We start from the raw sequence: 16,720 nt of genomic DNA, 5'->3' as shown, positions 1-16,720 counted from the left end.
TCTGGGTACAACTTGGCGGCAAGCAAGCCTTACTAACGCTATAATGTCACCGGTTCAGCCGATAATAAGCCTCAATAGCATGCTCGACATTGTCGTAAAAGATCATTCGTCCATCAACCAGAAGTAAGGCCCTGTCACAAAAATTCTTGATAGTGTCCATTCCGTGAGAAATCATAATTATGTCAGAGTTCTTTCTACGATGGTCGAAGGCAACCCGGCAGCGCTCCTGGAAGCGGGCATCGCCCACAGCTGTAATTTCGTCAACGAGATAGCAATCGAACTGAATGGCCATCGAAAGACCGAAAGCCAAACGCGCCGCCATGCCGGATGAATATGTTCTGTAGGGGGCGTTAATGTAATCACCAAGTTCGGCGAACTCTTCAACGAACCGCGACACGCGTAGAACATCTTCACCGTACGCGCGGGCAACGAAGTTGAGATTCTCTTTTCCGGTCATGTCCGGATTAAAACCACCGGCAAATCCAAGAGGCCACGAAACTCTGACATCTTTGCTAATGCGACCGGAGTTCGGCAGGATTGTGCCTGCGATCATTCTCATCGTCGTTGACTTACCCGCTCCGTTTACTCCAAGTATGCCGTATGAATAACCCCGCTGAAAATCAATACTAACCCGATCCAGTATGACTTTTCTGTGGTTTTGTGTCTTGAAATGCTTTGAGACGTTAGTGAAGCGTATCATAGTACCCTCTCACAACCGGTGATCTTCTACGGACGCCCACACCAATGCCAGAGTGGACCAGAACAAAACCAAGCCGATGAAAACGAGAAAAGGTGCCAGTAACCGTCTCGGGTATACCGCGTCATCTGGCAGGACCGGGCTTACAAATACGGTCAAGTACAGGGCTTTTTTCAGCGCAGCTGAAAATGCCTGTTCATAATTTTTACGAGCAGACTCGTATAGTTGCTCTGCGACCAATCTGTTCGTTTCAAGCGCGGTAAAATCCGTTATAACATTTGATAAAGATGCTCCTTCACCACCGGTCAATTGGTTTCTTAGATTGGCGATCTGCTCTTCTAGACTTTGACGGGTCAATAACAATTGGCGATAAGCAGGCGATTCAGCGCCATTAGACTGCCTCAGAACAAAAAGTCTGCTGTCCATTTCCATTTTCTTAGACAGTAGGCCAGTCAGCAGAGCACTCTTCTGCGTCGCTTGATCGGCAGGACTCAGCAAGCCGAATTGCTTTTGAAGTTGGTTTAACTTCGTGAGTGCCTCACGGTAGTTATCACCAGTTCGAGCAACTTCATTCCTGAAGCTTACCAGCATATCTTCACGCGCCCTGACGGACATCTCATTTACCAGCTTTTCGCTCTCTTCTAAGATCGCATGAACGAGCTTCACGGAGTCTTCGGGATAAAATGTCTGTGCTGTAAGCGTCACAATTCCTGAAGGACCGTCGATGTAAGCCGACACATGTTTCATCCAGTATTCGAGGAATACTTCTTTCGACTTGGTTTGATCGAAGCGCGCAATGAAATCTGCATCAGAAGTTGCGAACATTCCACGGTAATCGATCTTCCCATCCAAACGCTTCAGTATCTCTGATGATCTAATGAAGCTTGTCACGACGCTTGCGTCCTGCGACGACGCCTGCATACCTATTGGGCCGGAATCGACATTCTCCGTCTCACTTCCTTCAACGAGCGAACGAACCGAAAATCGTGCCTCCGCCACATACTGGTCAGATGCAATAAAAACAAAATATAATAGGGATAATGCCGAGGGGATAACAACCACCAGTAAAAACGTGATGGACATCCAAGGAGGCCCCCCCGTTTGGGGATTGGCCTGCTGTGCATCATCGGTCTGGTCAATTGCACTAACTTGTCTCGTCGTTAGCCTGCGTCTTATCCCGTTCGACAAGCGCACCAACGGCGATACAGGCGCATAATTTGGCGGCACCGTTCTATCGTTTTCTGAGGCAAGTGTCGTATTGGTTTCATTCATCGCTTACTACTGCCATCCTTAAGACGCTTTGCTCATCGCTTCGCGTAAGTAGTGGTCAAAGATAAGGTCTTCCTCTAAAAGCTCCTCAGCTGCCGGGATTTCTCGCAAACGTCCAGCGAGTAAGTTTATAGTGGAATATTGCGGAGCAATGGGAATGATACTCGGATTTACCTCAAGTAGTTCGCTCAATGCGTTCTGAAAATGTACACCATCGCTTCCCCGACCAACGATCGTAAACCGTGCAAGCGTGCCTATGGCTGCAGCAACATCGCTGCGAGTGACTTTTTGTTCAGGATAAGTGCACACCAATTGCCTCGTAATAGGTGAAGTCAAAACGCTTCTCACCTTATCCGAAGCCCTTTTAAAGGCACGTTTTATCGCAAGATCATCATCCAAATTCACGTCGCTGAAGTGCTCGGCAGCGGGCGCGAGTATCAGCTTGTCTCGGTCGCTAACGAAGCTCACCACGTTTCTGGCCAACCCTTTGATAACGAAAAGTCTGCTGGCCAACTCGTAGTAAGGATCAGGTATATCTGCTACTGCTATGAAACCTCTATCAAGAAAATCTTCATAATTCCGAAAAAGAATTCGACCACTGATGTAAATTGAGGGCACAGAACTCAAATGTAATACTTGCAGAGTAGTTTCATGCCCAAACCGCTCAACGGACGAGATGGCGTACTGAAAGATATTCCCAAAGAACGCGTCCTGTTTCATCGTCGGCAACATGTTGAACTCGACGCGTATGATCTTAAGGTTTACGGCCCGACCTTTAGGTGCCCGTCTATAGACCAGCAAACCTGTCTTGACGTCGTGTATCGCCAATTGCTTTTGTTGCGAAAGATCCGGAATCATTTCCGTGCTGATACGAAAACCTACTAGACCGGATTCATGGCGGCCAGACTGAACGACAGCTGGCCGCCACTGGTCGCAACGTAACTCTATAAGGGTTCCGTCATCTTTCGTTACGACGACTGTTGCCTCATCGGAAAAGCCATCGGGAATGACGTACCCTTCGATAATATCTCCATGATCATATTCGACATTAAAGAGCAATGACCTGACCTAAGCATGAAAACGGGTTAGCGACGCGCGAAAACTGAGAAACACGGGCCTCCGGGGTGCTCCGTATATTCGCCCTGCACGACGACCTCGCTGTAACCGAGGTGCCTAAGAAGGACAAGTATCTCGTCTCTCTGTAGCCAGTAATGCCGATCCTTCATTCCGCCGCAAAACGAGGCGTTGTCCTGCGCGTGTTGATAACTACGTTCGTAATAGCTGACATCTAGCCCAGCAATGGACCTGGTCTCCACTTTTCCACTAAACGGCGTCCTTCGTACATCGCCTGCTGGCATCATTGTTTCATCATAGTAATGCGTCCAGATGAAAATCGAGTTTGCACGCATCGCCAACAATCGCAAAAACTCACCTGGATCAGGCATGTGGTAAAGTACCCCACAGGCAAGCGCAAAATCATACTGGCGATCAGTGAGACGCAGCCACTCTTGAATATCCCCTAGATGAAAAGATGCGCGATCGAGTTTGAGTATCTCTTTCGTAACCAGGCAGCGAAGATAACAGGACTTGTTAGCCTCGACGACGTCAATGTTTGCGGGACGGTGTTGATTTAAAATTGAGGTATGCATTCCCTCGAGTGGCCCAACCTCAAGGAGTTGCAAGCCTTCAACTGATCCGAAAGCATTAAGCGCGCCGAATATCCTCTCGTCAGCAAATAGAGGAGTATTCCCTGCAACTATACCTTCGATTGGAAATGCAGATGTCCAGCCAGCTAAAGCCTCGATCGCGTTTTGCGGATGAGGCATGCGCATTTCGTATTGATCGAAACCATCCTCCGATTTCACATCGAGGTGCCTGTTATGGGAAGTCGTAACGGTTGCCCGCTCGTTGAGAGTATTCGCTACCGAAAATAAAGTTTCGCTTAGATTCAGTAGAATCTTCGAGGTAACTTTACTTACACCCCGCCATATCTGCTGCATGTCTCACCCGTCATTCCGCGTTTTGATAGTTCTGATTTCAGGAAGGCACTGTCTTTCAACAGCTAGATCGCACCTCAAGAATGATAGCCAGTCACGGCCTCTTTTATCCGTATTGAAAGGAACAGCAAGCAATGCCTCAACACGCTGCGGCTTTTTATTTTGATGTCCTTTTTCTCGGCGGCCAACCAGCATCACCGCCAGGCATGTTTAAGGCGTCCTCTCTTATGCGCTTGGCGAGTGCATCGCTCGCTGCACTAACTCCCTCACGCCCATAGAAATTTCCTCTTTCTTGAATAGACGCCGCAACCAAACGGAAGAACGCATCTCTCAAGGCGCTGTCAGACTTGATATCTGACCGCCAAAATTCATTGAGGGATCGTTGCTCTGTCAAACCCGGAATGTCGTAGATCGCTGAACCAAGTACCTTTGTCCGGATCCCGAGAGTGAGACCGGCGAGTGCAGCAGTCGAATTCACCGTAACTATCCCCCCTGCGCCTTTCAAGAGAACGCCAAGATCGCCTCCATCGAGAAAGAAAACGCGGTCGGCAATCCCTAACTGTTCGGCATTCGATTGGATAACCCGCCGCCACGATATGAGGCCATTGTCGAGCGGATGAACTTTGATCGCCAGCCGTGCAGCCTTGTCTGCGTTTCCTGCAAAGGATCGCAGAACGAGCGCTATTGCTTCTTTCTGCGAATTGAAAGGCGAATGCGCTCTCAGTTGATAGTCGGTTTCGAGCTGCAACGGATATACGAACCAGGAGCCCGGTGACGACCTCAATTGGTTCTGAACGAGCTCCGCCCCGTTTTCACGCCGACGTTTAGTCGCCAAGCGACCAATCCATCCGGCATATTCAGCAAGGGGATGGTAAATGCCGTGAAACCGATAATGGGGAAACAGAAACCATAGAAAAGAAGCCGGCAGATAATAGCCGAGATCGAAAAGCGCTTCGGCAAGAAATGTCTGCGTAAACTTACGCGTCCAATCCGGCTCGGGAAGGTTTTCTGCTGCTTTTAGGATTGCCTCGGGGTCATTGGGAAAGTGAGAGTTGGATGACATGCCATCCCGCTCAACCGTCACCCAATCGGGTCTCAGATACCCCATTTCGATAACGACGACAGTTGCGCCATGCTCCTTGGCCGCCTTCACCGCTTCCTTGTGGTAGGGTCTCTCCTCACCAAGCAGAATAATAGTCCTGATACGGTGATCGATAAGGAACCGGCGGATAAAGGTACCCCAGTTTTCAAAGCGGCCGCGATAATTGACCGCCCCGCCCCTGCGCCAGAAGATCTGGTCGCCGACATTGAGATTGATGCGGTAGCACGCATGTCCAGCCCGCGTGAGGTGTCCAGCAATTTTTGCGAAGAGCGGCGAGGATGGTCCCTGCAGGAAAAGATAAGGTCCTTGTGAAGTCACTTGAACTGTTCCTTGTAAAGATGCGCGTGCCACAGCAGCGTCTCGAACAGGGTCCAGGGCGCCTCCAACCTCGAGCGCGTTGTGACGTGCTTGTCCTCTTTTGCTTTCGCAAGCGGGACAATGAAATAGTCCGTTCTTGGATCAGGAAAAGGATCCGCATATTTTTTCAGAAGCGGCGCATGATCACCATAAAATGCCAGCCAGACCGGGCGATCATATTTGTCGAGCTCTTCGATGAGGTAAGCCAGAGCCTCATCTGCCTTGCGCAAAAGTTCCTTGTAGATTTCGACCGGGTCGGTAAGGCCTTCACAGCGTCCTGGCTCCCACGGACCATGATTGGCCATTGAGGCGACAAAGAGCAGCGCCGACTGCTGTTTCTCGATGGTGTCGGCGATATCCAGTACCTTCCGAGTAAGACGCATGTCGGAGACATATGCACCATCGCGCGCTGGGACGTGATCGAAATCATCGAGCATCGTCATGTCGCGAAAACCTAAAATCGGCATCGCCTTGTGCCTAAGGAAAAACGTCCGGTCATATGGGTGTATGAAGTGCGTATACCAGCCTGCCTTGCGTAGCTTGTTCGGCCAGACCACGTCGGCATAATGTGATGCACGAAGGTAAGGATAGCTCGCATCTGCATGAACATCATCCGGCTGCAAGCCACTCAATACGGCGAACTCGGTCCGCAGCGTATATCCGCCTTCGAAGACACTGGTGAGTCTGCCCCATTGCGCGGCGCGGTCCTTCAGCATGTCGATCGTCGGCAATTCGAGATCGTCGCAGCCGACGTTGCGAAGATCCATAAACGATTCCGATTGCCAGAAGATTACCAACGGCGATTCCCGGCTCGGTTGCCCCAGTAAATCGTGGATGACGCTTTGCAGTCCCTGAGCCAGTTCCTCGATGATTGCATCGCGTCGCATGCCGAGCCACATCATGAAATGATAGCTGACAGACGCAAAGGTGCCGAAACGCGTCGTGTTCGATTTCACATTCAGCGTCGTCAAGAGCCACTGAGCTATCGACGCTGCATAATGTCCGATGGGTTTGACGAACAGGAGTAGGACGGACAGGCTCGGGACGAGCACCCCGACCAGAATCCACAGCCACGTGAGCTGACCAGGTATGATCGATGGCTCCGCGATCATGAAAAGTGCGGATACCCCGAAAACATAGGAAAGAGCCACGATCCAGAACAGGACGTTGAGGTTCGTGGCGTAAAAAATGCTCTTATATTTAAAGACGTCAACCACGAGGGCGATATCGGAAAACACCAGAGGTTCTCGGATAAAAACGTATTTTACGCGCGATATACCAGTAAATATGATGAAGAAGCTGATCGTCCCAAGCCCGCAATAGAGCGGCCTCCAGGATATGGCAAAGAAAATCGAGAACACAAATAGGATGATCGGCAGTCTGGCGAGATGCTCGATGACAACCCTCTGCCAACTATGTGGCAGGCGATTGTCCCGTCTCACTTGCTGCGGCATGGCAAGCGGATCGGTAAGATACACGATGATGACAGCAACAGCGAAGGAAGCGGCCGTAATGGCAAAGGGGTAGTCGGCATGCGGCGCCATTTCAGACAGGTCAAGGTCCATGATCAGGCTGATATCCGTTGCATGCGCCAGTATAAAAGCGGTTTGATAAAAGCGGAGAAATACGACAACATTGTCAACGAAGCACCAAAGTGGACCTGAGGCGCTCCTTTCTCTGTTCCCAAGACGATCTTTTTGGCCACTTTATCAACTGGCCACGGCGGCACAGTGCCCATCAGACGCTGGGCAAGCTTAGGGCGAAGCAGAATTTCACGCTCATATTGCGGCGTGAGCGTATCCGGCGGGAAACTCATGCTCACTGTTACACCGGAACCGTGAAGCTCACTTCTGAGAGTCTCGCCGAAAGCTGCTAACGCCGACTTCGAGGCACAATAGGCGCTGTAGCCCGGAATGCCGATCAGGGCCGCCCCAGATGAGATCAACATGATACGGCCGCTAGACCGCTGCTTCATACCGCTTAGCACAGCCCGAACCGCATAAATGCAACCCAGGAAGTTGACGGCTAATTGTGCGTCGAAGACGGAGGTGGGCTGCCTATCGAACTCTTGTGGATCGACGCGACCGGCTGACGCGACCAGAACATCGCAGGGACCGTGCCTTGCTTCCGCAGCAATGACCGCTCGTTGCAACGCGTTTTCATCACTCACATCTGCCGACACTACAAAAACGGAATCGTCCTCGACCAAATCTGTGCCGGTAAGCGCTCGAGCGGCCGAGCGAAGCCGAGCCTCTTCACGAGCGATCAGGGAAATGCGGTAGCCCTTGGCGAGATATATCCTGGCAACTTCCAAACCGATACCACTCGAGCCGCCCGTGATGATGATGTGAGGCATAGGCCATTTCCAAACTCGGGATAGATTAAGTGAATAGTTTTGCGACCTGTTGCATGTCGAGGCCTGCGAGACCGACCTTGCGTTCTACGAGATCGTTCAGGATGTCAGCGGTCAGCTGAACAGCCGTTTCGATCTGATCGCTCGTGTGGTCGCAGGTCAAAAAGAACCTCAAGCGAGCCATGCCCTCCTGCACGGCAGGATAGATGATAGGCAGGGCATTGACGCCCACCTTCAACAGCTCATTCGATAATTGCACGGCGCGCAGTGAGTCTCCGACGATAACTGGCACCACGGAATAGCCCGCACTCGGACCCGTGTCCAAACCGGCGCGCTTGGCAAGTTCGAGGAACAACCTGCCATTTTCACCCAACCGAACAACGCGATGTGTTTCGCTTTCAAGGATCGAAAGACTCGCAAGCGCACTGCTCGCCAGCACTGGCGCAAGGCCAACGCTGTATACAAAGCCGCCCGCATGCGCCTTCAAAATCTGAATGAGAGGGGAGCATCCCGCCACATAGCCACCACAGCTGGAGGCCGTTTTGGAAAGTGTTCCCATCCAGATGTCAACGTTTGCAGGGTCGATCCCGAAATGTTCGAACGTGCCCCTGCCCTTTTCTCCAAGCACTCCGAGTGCATGGGCTTCATCGACCATGAGCCAGAAACCGAACTGCGCCCTGAGGCGGATCAACTGCGGAAGTGCCGCGACGTCCCCATCCATCGAGTACACGCCTTCGACAATGACGAGTATGCGGTCAAACTCACCCTCGATACTTGTCAGGATGTTTTCCAGATCGGCGGTGTCGTTATGTCGGAAGAACCGGCGGGTGGCGCCTGAAAGTTTGATACCGGACAACACACTGTTGTGAATGAGCTCATCATGGATCACCAGATCCTTTGGCCCTACGATGCAGCTGATCACGGTCGAATTGGTGAGATAGCCGCTCACGAAACAAACCGCCTCCTCTGCCTCGTAAATCGACGCAAGCTTCTGTTCAAGAAGCCCGTGCTGAGGACGCTCGCCCGCGACCAGGCGGCTTGCGGAAGCGGAGATCCCGAACTGATCGATGGCCGCGACAGCAGCTTTATGCACGGCCGGATGCGTATTGGTCGCAAGGTAGTCGTAAGACGCAAAGTTGATGACTTCTCTGCCGTCGATGCGCGTTGTCGCGCCTGCAGCACCTTCGTGAGAGCGGTAGAAAGGGTTATCGACCCCAGCAAGATCACTGATGGCCTTCTGCGCAACGATCTTTTTGTATTCCGGCAGATCATCGAAGCGCTTGGGAGACTTTACGCGAGCCGGCGCTCGCCTGTTGACCCTGGCAAGACGATTTTGGCCAGCGGCTTCGTGCCGATTACGAAGTACTTCCATGTAGTCGGTACCAGCTGCGTTCGGCACGCTGGCATTGCGGTCACTTTCGTCCACCATCTTAAGCTGATTTCCGTTCATTCACATTGGTGCCATGCTTTTCGGTCAGCTCCGTAAGAATGGAGGTTCCCTCCGATCCGCCCTCGGCTTGGTCCGCAACCGTGCTGAATACAACCTTATCGTGAAGCTTTTGCACGATATCACCGATCGTCGCGCCATCTCCCATTCCCGATAAGGGTATATCTACTCCTGTTTTTTGCTGGAAGCTGGTTCCGAGCTCCATTGCCATCAGACTGTCCAGACCAATGTCCTTAAGGGCCTTGTCGGGCTTGATACTGTCTTCCGCAACTTTAAGGATGGAAGCAATTTCGCCAGCAAGGAACTCGTGAAGAACGGCGTTAGCCTCTTCACGCGATTTCCCTGCGACGAGTGCAGCGAGATCGACCCGTTCACCGTCGCCACCACCCGAATTCGAGATGGCGTGACGAGGAATAGCGGAAAACAGCGGTTGCGACGTCAACGGTAGTGATGACGCACTTGCCCAGTCGATCTCCGCAACCATTACCGCGGCCGCTTCTATCGTCCCGATATCGTTGACAAGAATACGCTCAACGAAGCCAAGAGCGCTCTTTGCCTTTAGTGCCGTCTTCCCGATACGCCGCGCAAGAATATCGTTCACATCCGTATTGCGCGACAGGAAACCTGCGTCGGCAATCGCTCCGAAACCAACCGCCAATGCAGGCAGGCCCGCAGCCCTTCGCGATCTGGCTAGGCCTTCCAGATATCCATTCGCAGCCACGTAGTTAGCCTGACCCGGGTTTCCGATCATCGTCGTCGCGGACGAGAAGAGCAGAAATAGCTCCAGTTCGTCTTCTCGCGTGAGGCGATCAAGGTTACTCGCGCCATTTGCCTTCACCTCGATGACCGCCCGATTGCGCTGACGATCCAGATGGGAAATAAGCGCGTCATCGAGAACCATGGCGGCGTGGACGATACCCTTGATCGGACCAAGAGCGCGCAATTTTTCAAGCAGAATACCAAGTGAGGCGTCGTCCGCGACATCGCAGGCATGCACACTTGAGGCGATGCCAGCAGCATTCCATTTCACAATGGCGGCAAGTGTTTCCTCGTCTGGAATTCCGCGCCTGCTGCAAAGAGCAACATGCGTCGCTCCTCTGCTCGACAGCCAGTCGGCTGCGGCCAATCCAAATCCACCAATCCCACCGACGACAAGATAGACACCTCGGCTCAGTGCGAGTTGGCCAGCACTCGCTTTCTGCACCGCGTCCCTATCAGTTACAGGGGGGCGAATGATGATTTTGCCGATATGACCCGCATTCTGCATCAACCGAAACGCGGATGCGGTTTCATCGTAATTGAACGATCGGTACGGCAACGGAGCAAGCTTGCCCTGTTCAAACAGCGATCCAACCTCCGCAAAAATACGCCGCGTAAGATCAGGTGCGTTCACGAGAAGCTGGTCGGCATCGATGCCGAAATACGAAATGTTCCGACGGAAAGGTCTAAGAGCGAGCTTGCGATCGGAGTAATAGTCTCTTTTCCCGAGCTCCAGAAAACGACCGAACGGCTTGAGGAGTTCGAAACTACGCTCCATTGCCTCTGCGAACAGGGAATTGAGTACAAGCTCCACGCCCTGCCCGTCGGTCACGCGCAAGACATCGCCAACAAAGGCAAGGGATCGGGATCGAAGACGTGGTCGGCACCAAGGAGCGACAAAAATCGTCTCTTTTCGACCGTACCCGCCGTCGCAATAACCTTTGCTCCATGGAGCTTGGCAATCTGAAGGGCGGCTAGCCCGACCCCACCGGCTGCGCCGTGGATAAGGATCGTATCGCCCTTCCGAATGCGACCGAGTTCGACCATCGCATAATAGGCGGTCAAAAATGCCACAGGAACGGTCGCGGCGGCAGCGGGGTCGATACCAGGGGGAGTTTTTGTGACCCCGTCTCGAGCGACAGTGACGTGGGTGGACAGCGCCTGCGACGCTATGCCCATAACTTCGTCTCCGGGAACAAGGTCGGTAACACCCGTACCCACTGCAACAACGGTGCCCGACATTTCCATACCGATTGTAGCACCGGCGAAGCCATCTTCGAGGGCTTCCTCCGGCAACAACCCCATAGACCACATGACGTCACGAAAATTCAGCCCGGTTGCAGCAACCTTGATGCTGACCTCCCCAGGAGCTGGAGCCGGAACGTCAGTTTGCTCCCATGAGATGGAATCGATGCGTCCCGCCGAAAGTTGGCGGATCGTCGCACTTGCGAAACCTGTCGTCTTCAGCATTGCTTGGGATGCGTGGCCGGGTACCGCGCGTACGACGGAGAGCAGACCGGTTCTTCGATCTTGCACCCACTCCCTCTCTCGCTCCTTGTAAAACAACAACACGGAGACAGCGTTCGACCGCAACTCGCCATCATCGGCTGCGTCGAGCAGGAAGACGTCCAACTCGTCATATTCGTTTTGCAGGACGCGAGCGAAAGTCCAGACCCCACTTGCTGCCGGATCGAGCCCAACCGAACCCGCTGGTGAGCCACCCGTAGCGAGGACGAGCAGTCTAATTCGTGAAGGTGAGCTCGCTGAGCGAAGATGATTGCGTGCGGCTTCGGCAAAAGCGCTGAGTATCTGAATCGCATCCTGCAAACAGTCAGATCCGTCGCCTTGGCCCGCCGTATCGAATACGAATGCAAAGGGACCCTGCGCGCTCGCAAAGTACTCAGCAAATACCGCATCGGCTTTCTCTGCCGTGCAGTACAGGCGCTTGAAGGTGCCGTCAGATACGAGCGAGCAATCCTTTTGCCGTTGCGTGATTTCCACAACGGTTTCAAAGGACTTCACCTTATCGGGATTTGCTGTCACGTGGCCTGAAGCCACAGCCTCTACGAGCAGCAGCGTGCCGTCGGCATTATCGAGCTGCCTGAACTCTGGTTGAGAAAAACCGCACTCGGCGAGCAAGTCGCCCCATTGTGTCTCAGTGGACAACTGCCCAATCGGAAACTCAGCCGTAACGCTAGCTGCGAACCAGCCGTCCGTCAGGCCGAAGACAAAATCGGCAAATCCGGATGATGCCAGCTCAACAACAGCAACGCGGCCACCGGTCGAAGCTGCCGTCCTCAGAACCGCTTGCAGTCCCTTTTTGCGGCCCAGTTTTCCATAGAGATATCCGCTGGCACTCACGATCAGGTCCGCGCGAGCAAGCGAAATTGCATCATCTAGGTCCAGGCAGGAGACGGAGGGATTGCGTTCGAAGTTTATTTCGAGCGTCCGACGCAGATGATCAGAAGGTTCAACAATGATGAGCTGTGCCCCTTTGAGCACCGCCATTTCAGACAGTCGTTGACTGAACGCAGGGGACACCGCGCAAGTCTCAATGATAGTAAAGTCATCACCGGGCAATACATCGGAAAGCGCATTCTCGACCGCCGCCAGCACGAGCGATTCGCGCTCACGTGCCAAGGCTGTATGGTGGCGAACATGATCCAGCGTCGCTTCGCTCAAGAACGAAGTGCTGCCACCAGACTGCAACTGGGAAGGCTGAAGAGATAGCCGCTCCAGCGTCTCTCTATAGGCGTTGTTAACGAGCACGGCCTCGGCAACGCGGTCAGGAAAACGAGCGTTGATTTGCCTGAGAAGCTCTTCGACAGGCGGCAGGTCACAGGAAGGCTGTAACAGCCATCCCTCTTCACTGGACTGCGCCATTCCTGCGTCCTCAAGCGCATAGAGGCAACTTGACAAATAGCACTGGAAATCTTGGCTTCCCGGGAGCATGGCGAGTGCAACTGCGCCTTCATCGTCAGCAAGCAGTCGAGCGATGTCAAAAGAAGCCCGCTGAACAGCCGCATTGAGTATGAGCGTGGCTTCTCCGACAGGTACAGAATCGAAGACTGGCAGCCGACCGCGCCGGTCCGCATTCGCCGCTTTTAACGGGCCGAAACCACCGCTTGTTCCAGAAACCGCTTCGTAATGAAACGTAACCGTTTCCAGCGTTGTATGCTGCCTGAGCCACGTCCGGCGGAACCGGCAGTCATCAAGGAAAGCAACCAGTGTCCCATCCTCTGCAATGAGATCAATTCTCGCTTTGAGGCTGTGGGGGCTGAAACGCTGTATCTCGATGACAGCGCTCGATATCGCTTTTGCTGATGAAGCGGTGCGAACAGAACCAAACCGAACCGGTATATACGGTGCACCGTCACCCTCACCCGTCAACAGACCAAAGAGCGCGACGAGCCCGTGGAACGCAGCGTCTGTCGATACCGGATCGAGGCCGTAACTCAAATAGGGATGGACAGGAGCCGCAGCAGGTCGCAACTGAACCAAGACGTGCTTTGTGTCGTAGACTTCCGCCTGCGTAAGAAGTTGAAAACCGGCGGAGTAGTCGAGACCGAAACTCCGTGCCGTCTGATAGGCCTCGACAGCGCCGATCGTACGGATCTTCTCACATCCGGGAAGCGGGAGCCTTACCCCGCCGAAGCGGTCCGTTGGCTTGCGACTGCGTGCGGTGGCGTGGATCGTCCAGCCGTCATCACTCAGATACTCGCGTGATGCGATTTCGACGAGACCCGTTTCGGGAGAAAGCTTGGTCGAGAGCTCGACGAGCTTGCTTTCCCGCAATTCGAGTGGGCGGAATATCTCGAGGTTCGTGATCTCGACTTCCGCCACATCGTAATATTTCCGTGCGGCCTGAACGGCAATTTCGATAAAGGCGCTGCCCGGCAGAATAGACTTGCCATCAACAACGTGCCCGGCAAGATCCGGAAACAGTTGGGCATCCACGTGGTTCTTCCATACGGAAGAATTGGGGTCGCTGCGCCAACCCAACAAGGTGTATGGCCCATCAGCGCCATCCCGACCAAAAACGTTGATTGCGTCAGTTGTGGAGTTAGGCCGGCAGCTAACATTCTCAAACGGAATTGTTGGCAGATCGAAGGGCGCGACATAGCGATTCGTCGCAGCTGGCTGCGCGTCCACGCCATGAGCAACGACGCGCAGGATCGTCGAAATGATCGGGTCTTCACCGACATCGGCACCCGGCCGTTTCAGGGTCGGCAAAACCACGACGGATGCAGACGCCTGCTTCGCCGTTTCTACTACGTAGTTCGATAGAATGGGTCGTGGCGAAAGCTCAAGAAAGACATTGCAGCCATTTTCAGTGGCGAGACTGACCGCCGCTTCGAAAGCAATGGGTTCACGGACGTTTCTCCACCAGTACTCGGCGTCGAGCTCCACACCGTCGACAAACGATCCGGTCACCGTCGATATGAAAGCAGTATGTCCGGACTTTGGCGTAAGCGAAGGAATCTCATCAAGAAACTCCGCCTTCTCTCCATCAATCACCGGATGATGGAAAGGGTAATCAATATCAAGAACATGTACCGCGTGACGCGACAACTGCGACAATGCCTTGAACTGCTTGACCTCTTCGGTCGGGCCAGAAATCGTCACCGAATTGTGGGCATTCACCCCCGCGACGGTGATGTTATCAAGACCATGCTCCTGCGCGAACGCAACGGCAAATGCCTCTGACATCACAGCAGCGGCCATCGTGCCTTTGCCTGCCAGCGAATGTTGGTGCTTGGATCGGATTGTAACGATTGTTACGGCATCCTCGGCCGACAGAATTCCCGCCGCATAGGCGGCTGCAACCTCGCCGACAGAATGCCCCAGAACCACGTCCGGTTTCACCCCGTTATCAACCAGGCAGTCCGTCAAAGCGGCCTGAATGGCAAACAGCATTGGCTGCGCAACGCGCGTGTCACGCAGGGTCTTTTCCAATTCAGGCGACTGAAGAAGCACAGATAGATCAAGACCTGCGCGCGCAACGAATAAATCGCTGAAGACATCGAAACGAGCCCGGAAATCCGCATTTGTTCTATAGGCATCCAAGCCCATTCCAGCCCATTGGGATCCGTTACCCGCATAGACAAACGCGGTCTTGATCAACTTGCTTGGTATTTCGCCAACTTCAGCACAATGGCCTTTCCCATCGTTCAGGTAAGACGATATCGCTGTCGCAATCTCCGCTGCATTCGCGCCGGAAGCTGCAAAACGATGTTTGAGCGCCATGTGATTTTGGCTGGCGGAAATAAGCTGCTCGACTTGATCGCGCGTAGACGACGAGAGTCGTGAATCGTAGTCTCGCAACAACGACTGAAGCGCCGACTGTGTGTGTGCAGATAAAACGAAAAGGCCGCTAAATTGTGCCGCTTGAGCAGATGTTGAATTCGGGGGGTCGGAGATGACCACATGAACGTTGGTACCGCCGAAACCAAATGAGTTGACGCCCGCAAGCCGCCGTCTCGCACCCCGTCGAAGCGGTCGTGCGACACGGTTCACTTCGATATTCAAATCCTCGAAGTCTACCGCTCGATTGAGTTCCTCAGCATGCAAGGAAGCTGGCACAAAGTCATTTTCCAGCGCCAACATTGCTTTGATAAGACCAAGAATTCCCGATGCAGGTTCGGCATGTCCGATGTTGGACTTGATCGAACCGATTGGCAGCGGCTCTGATCTGCCCTGCGCGAGGACGGATCCAATTGCCCACAGCTCCGCTGGATCGCCTACCTTCGTTCCGGTGCCGTGCCCCTCAACGAAGACAAGGTCATTCCGATCAAGGCCGTTGTCATCGTACACGGAACTCAACAGCTGTGCCTGCGCCTCTCTGGACGGCAACGAAATTCCGTTTGTTCGACCGGACGAATTCGCGCCCGTGGCAACCAGGGTCGCACGGCTCCGGCTACCTTCCGAAGCGACGCGATCAGCACGCCGCAAAACAATTGCGCCAGCGCCTTCGGCGCGGACATATCCCTCACCGTTCTCCCCATAGGCCCGGCAAAGCCCTTCTGGCGACAGCATTCTGGCCTGCGAAAAACCAATGAATGAAAAGGGATGCAAAAGAAGATTGACGCCGCCAACGATAGCGGTGTCGATCTCGTCGCCTTCAAGCGCCAATCTTGCCTGATGAAGCGCAACGAGAGACGAGGAGCATGCCGTATCGATCGTCATGCTCGGTCCATTCAGACCGAAGATATGCGAAATTCTGTTGGAAATGATCGAAAGTGTGTTGCCGGTCATAAAATGCGGACTGCCGGATGCGGGATCCTCCACCTGGAGATTTCCGCTGTCCAGCGACGACGCACCGATATAAACGCCGACGCGTTCTTGTTTCAGCTGTACAAGATCGATCCTTGCGTCTTCGATCGCCCGCCAAACCGTCTGAAGGAGAATGCGCTGCTGCGGATCCATATAGGCTGCTTCGCGAGCGGAAAGGCCGAACAATGCTGGATCAAACTCAAAGACATCATCGACCACGCCGGCAGAGAATGTGTAGGCTTTGCCCGGAATGCTTCTGGCAGGATGCCAGAAGCGCGCCTTGTTCCAGCGATCGCCTGGTATCGAAGTGACTGCGCATACCTCTTCCCGCAGAAGAGTCAGCAGTTCCAGCACATTTCCCGCAGAGGGAGCGACACACGCACGCCCAAGAATTTCGACTGCCATACTTAATCCACTTTAGGGCACCACCCGCTTAAGCGCGTGGCCTTGCTCAACTTAGCCCAAC

The 16,720-nt window shown here is 53.6% G+C and carries 8 protein-coding genes and 1 pseudogene; all 9 read right to left on the bottom strand.

Annotated features, from left to right (window positions below):
* Positions 1 to 46: 46 nt before the first annotated feature.
* A complete protein-coding gene (locus RBH71_RS12610) occupies positions 47 to 700 on the bottom strand; it encodes an ABC transporter ATP-binding protein (RefSeq protein WP_111800028.1) in 654 nt (217 codons plus the stop codon).
* Positions 701 to 709: 9 nt separating this feature from the next.
* The gene (locus RBH71_RS12605; protein WP_162692114.1) at positions 710 to 1,969 is read right to left on the bottom strand and encodes a capsule biosynthesis protein; all 1,260 of its coding nucleotides are present in this window, start codon (positions 1,967 to 1,969) and stop codon (positions 710 to 712) included.
* An 18-nt stretch (positions 1,970 to 1,987) separates the two neighbouring features.
* On the bottom strand, positions 1,988 to 3,025 hold the full coding sequence (locus RBH71_RS12600; protein ID WP_323687350.1) for a hypothetical protein: 1,038 nt from the start codon (positions 3,023 to 3,025) through the stop codon (positions 1,988 to 1,990).
* 26 nt (positions 3,026 to 3,051) lie between these two features.
* Entirely contained in the window at positions 3,052 to 3,966 is a 915-nt protein-coding gene (locus tag RBH71_RS12595; protein ID WP_323687349.1) for a class I SAM-dependent methyltransferase, read from the bottom strand.
* A gap of 154 nt (positions 3,967 to 4,120) precedes the next feature.
* The gene (locus tag RBH71_RS12590; protein WP_323687348.1) at positions 4,121 to 5,383 is read right to left on the bottom strand and encodes a capsular biosynthesis protein; all 1,263 of its coding nucleotides are present in this window, start codon (positions 5,381 to 5,383) and stop codon (positions 4,121 to 4,123) included.
* Positions 5,380 to 6,987 (bottom strand): LTA synthase family protein, encoded by a 1,608-nt coding sequence (locus RBH71_RS12585; RefSeq protein WP_323687347.1) that lies wholly within the window; start codon positions 6,985 to 6,987, stop codon positions 5,380 to 5,382. Before RBH71_RS12585 ends, RBH71_RS12590 begins: the two co-directional genes overlap by 4 nt.
* A 2-nt stretch (positions 6,988 to 6,989) precedes the next feature.
* On the bottom strand, positions 6,990 to 7,778 hold the full coding sequence (locus RBH71_RS12580) for an SDR family NAD(P)-dependent oxidoreductase (protein WP_111800024.1): 789 nt from the start codon (positions 7,776 to 7,778) through the stop codon (positions 6,990 to 6,992).
* A gap of 25 nt (positions 7,779 to 7,803) precedes the next feature.
* Complete coding sequence (locus RBH71_RS12575; protein WP_323687346.1) at positions 7,804 to 9,204, bottom strand: aminotransferase class I/II-fold pyridoxal phosphate-dependent enzyme; 1,401 nt, start codon at positions 9,202 to 9,204, stop codon at positions 7,804 to 7,806.
* Position 9,205: 1 nt separating this feature from the next.
* Positions 9,206 to 16,659, bottom strand: a pseudogene (locus RBH71_RS12565) (type I polyketide synthase).
* Positions 16,660 to 16,720 lie beyond the last annotated feature (61 nt).

Origin of the sequence: Rhizobium sp. AN68 (assembly GCF_030758035.1) — a bacterium.
Classification (GTDB): domain Bacteria; phylum Pseudomonadota; class Alphaproteobacteria; order Rhizobiales; family Rhizobiaceae; genus Agrobacterium; species Agrobacterium tumefaciens.
The sequence above is the reverse complement of the archived record's forward strand: the minus strand, read 5'-3'. Positions and strand labels throughout refer to the sequence as shown.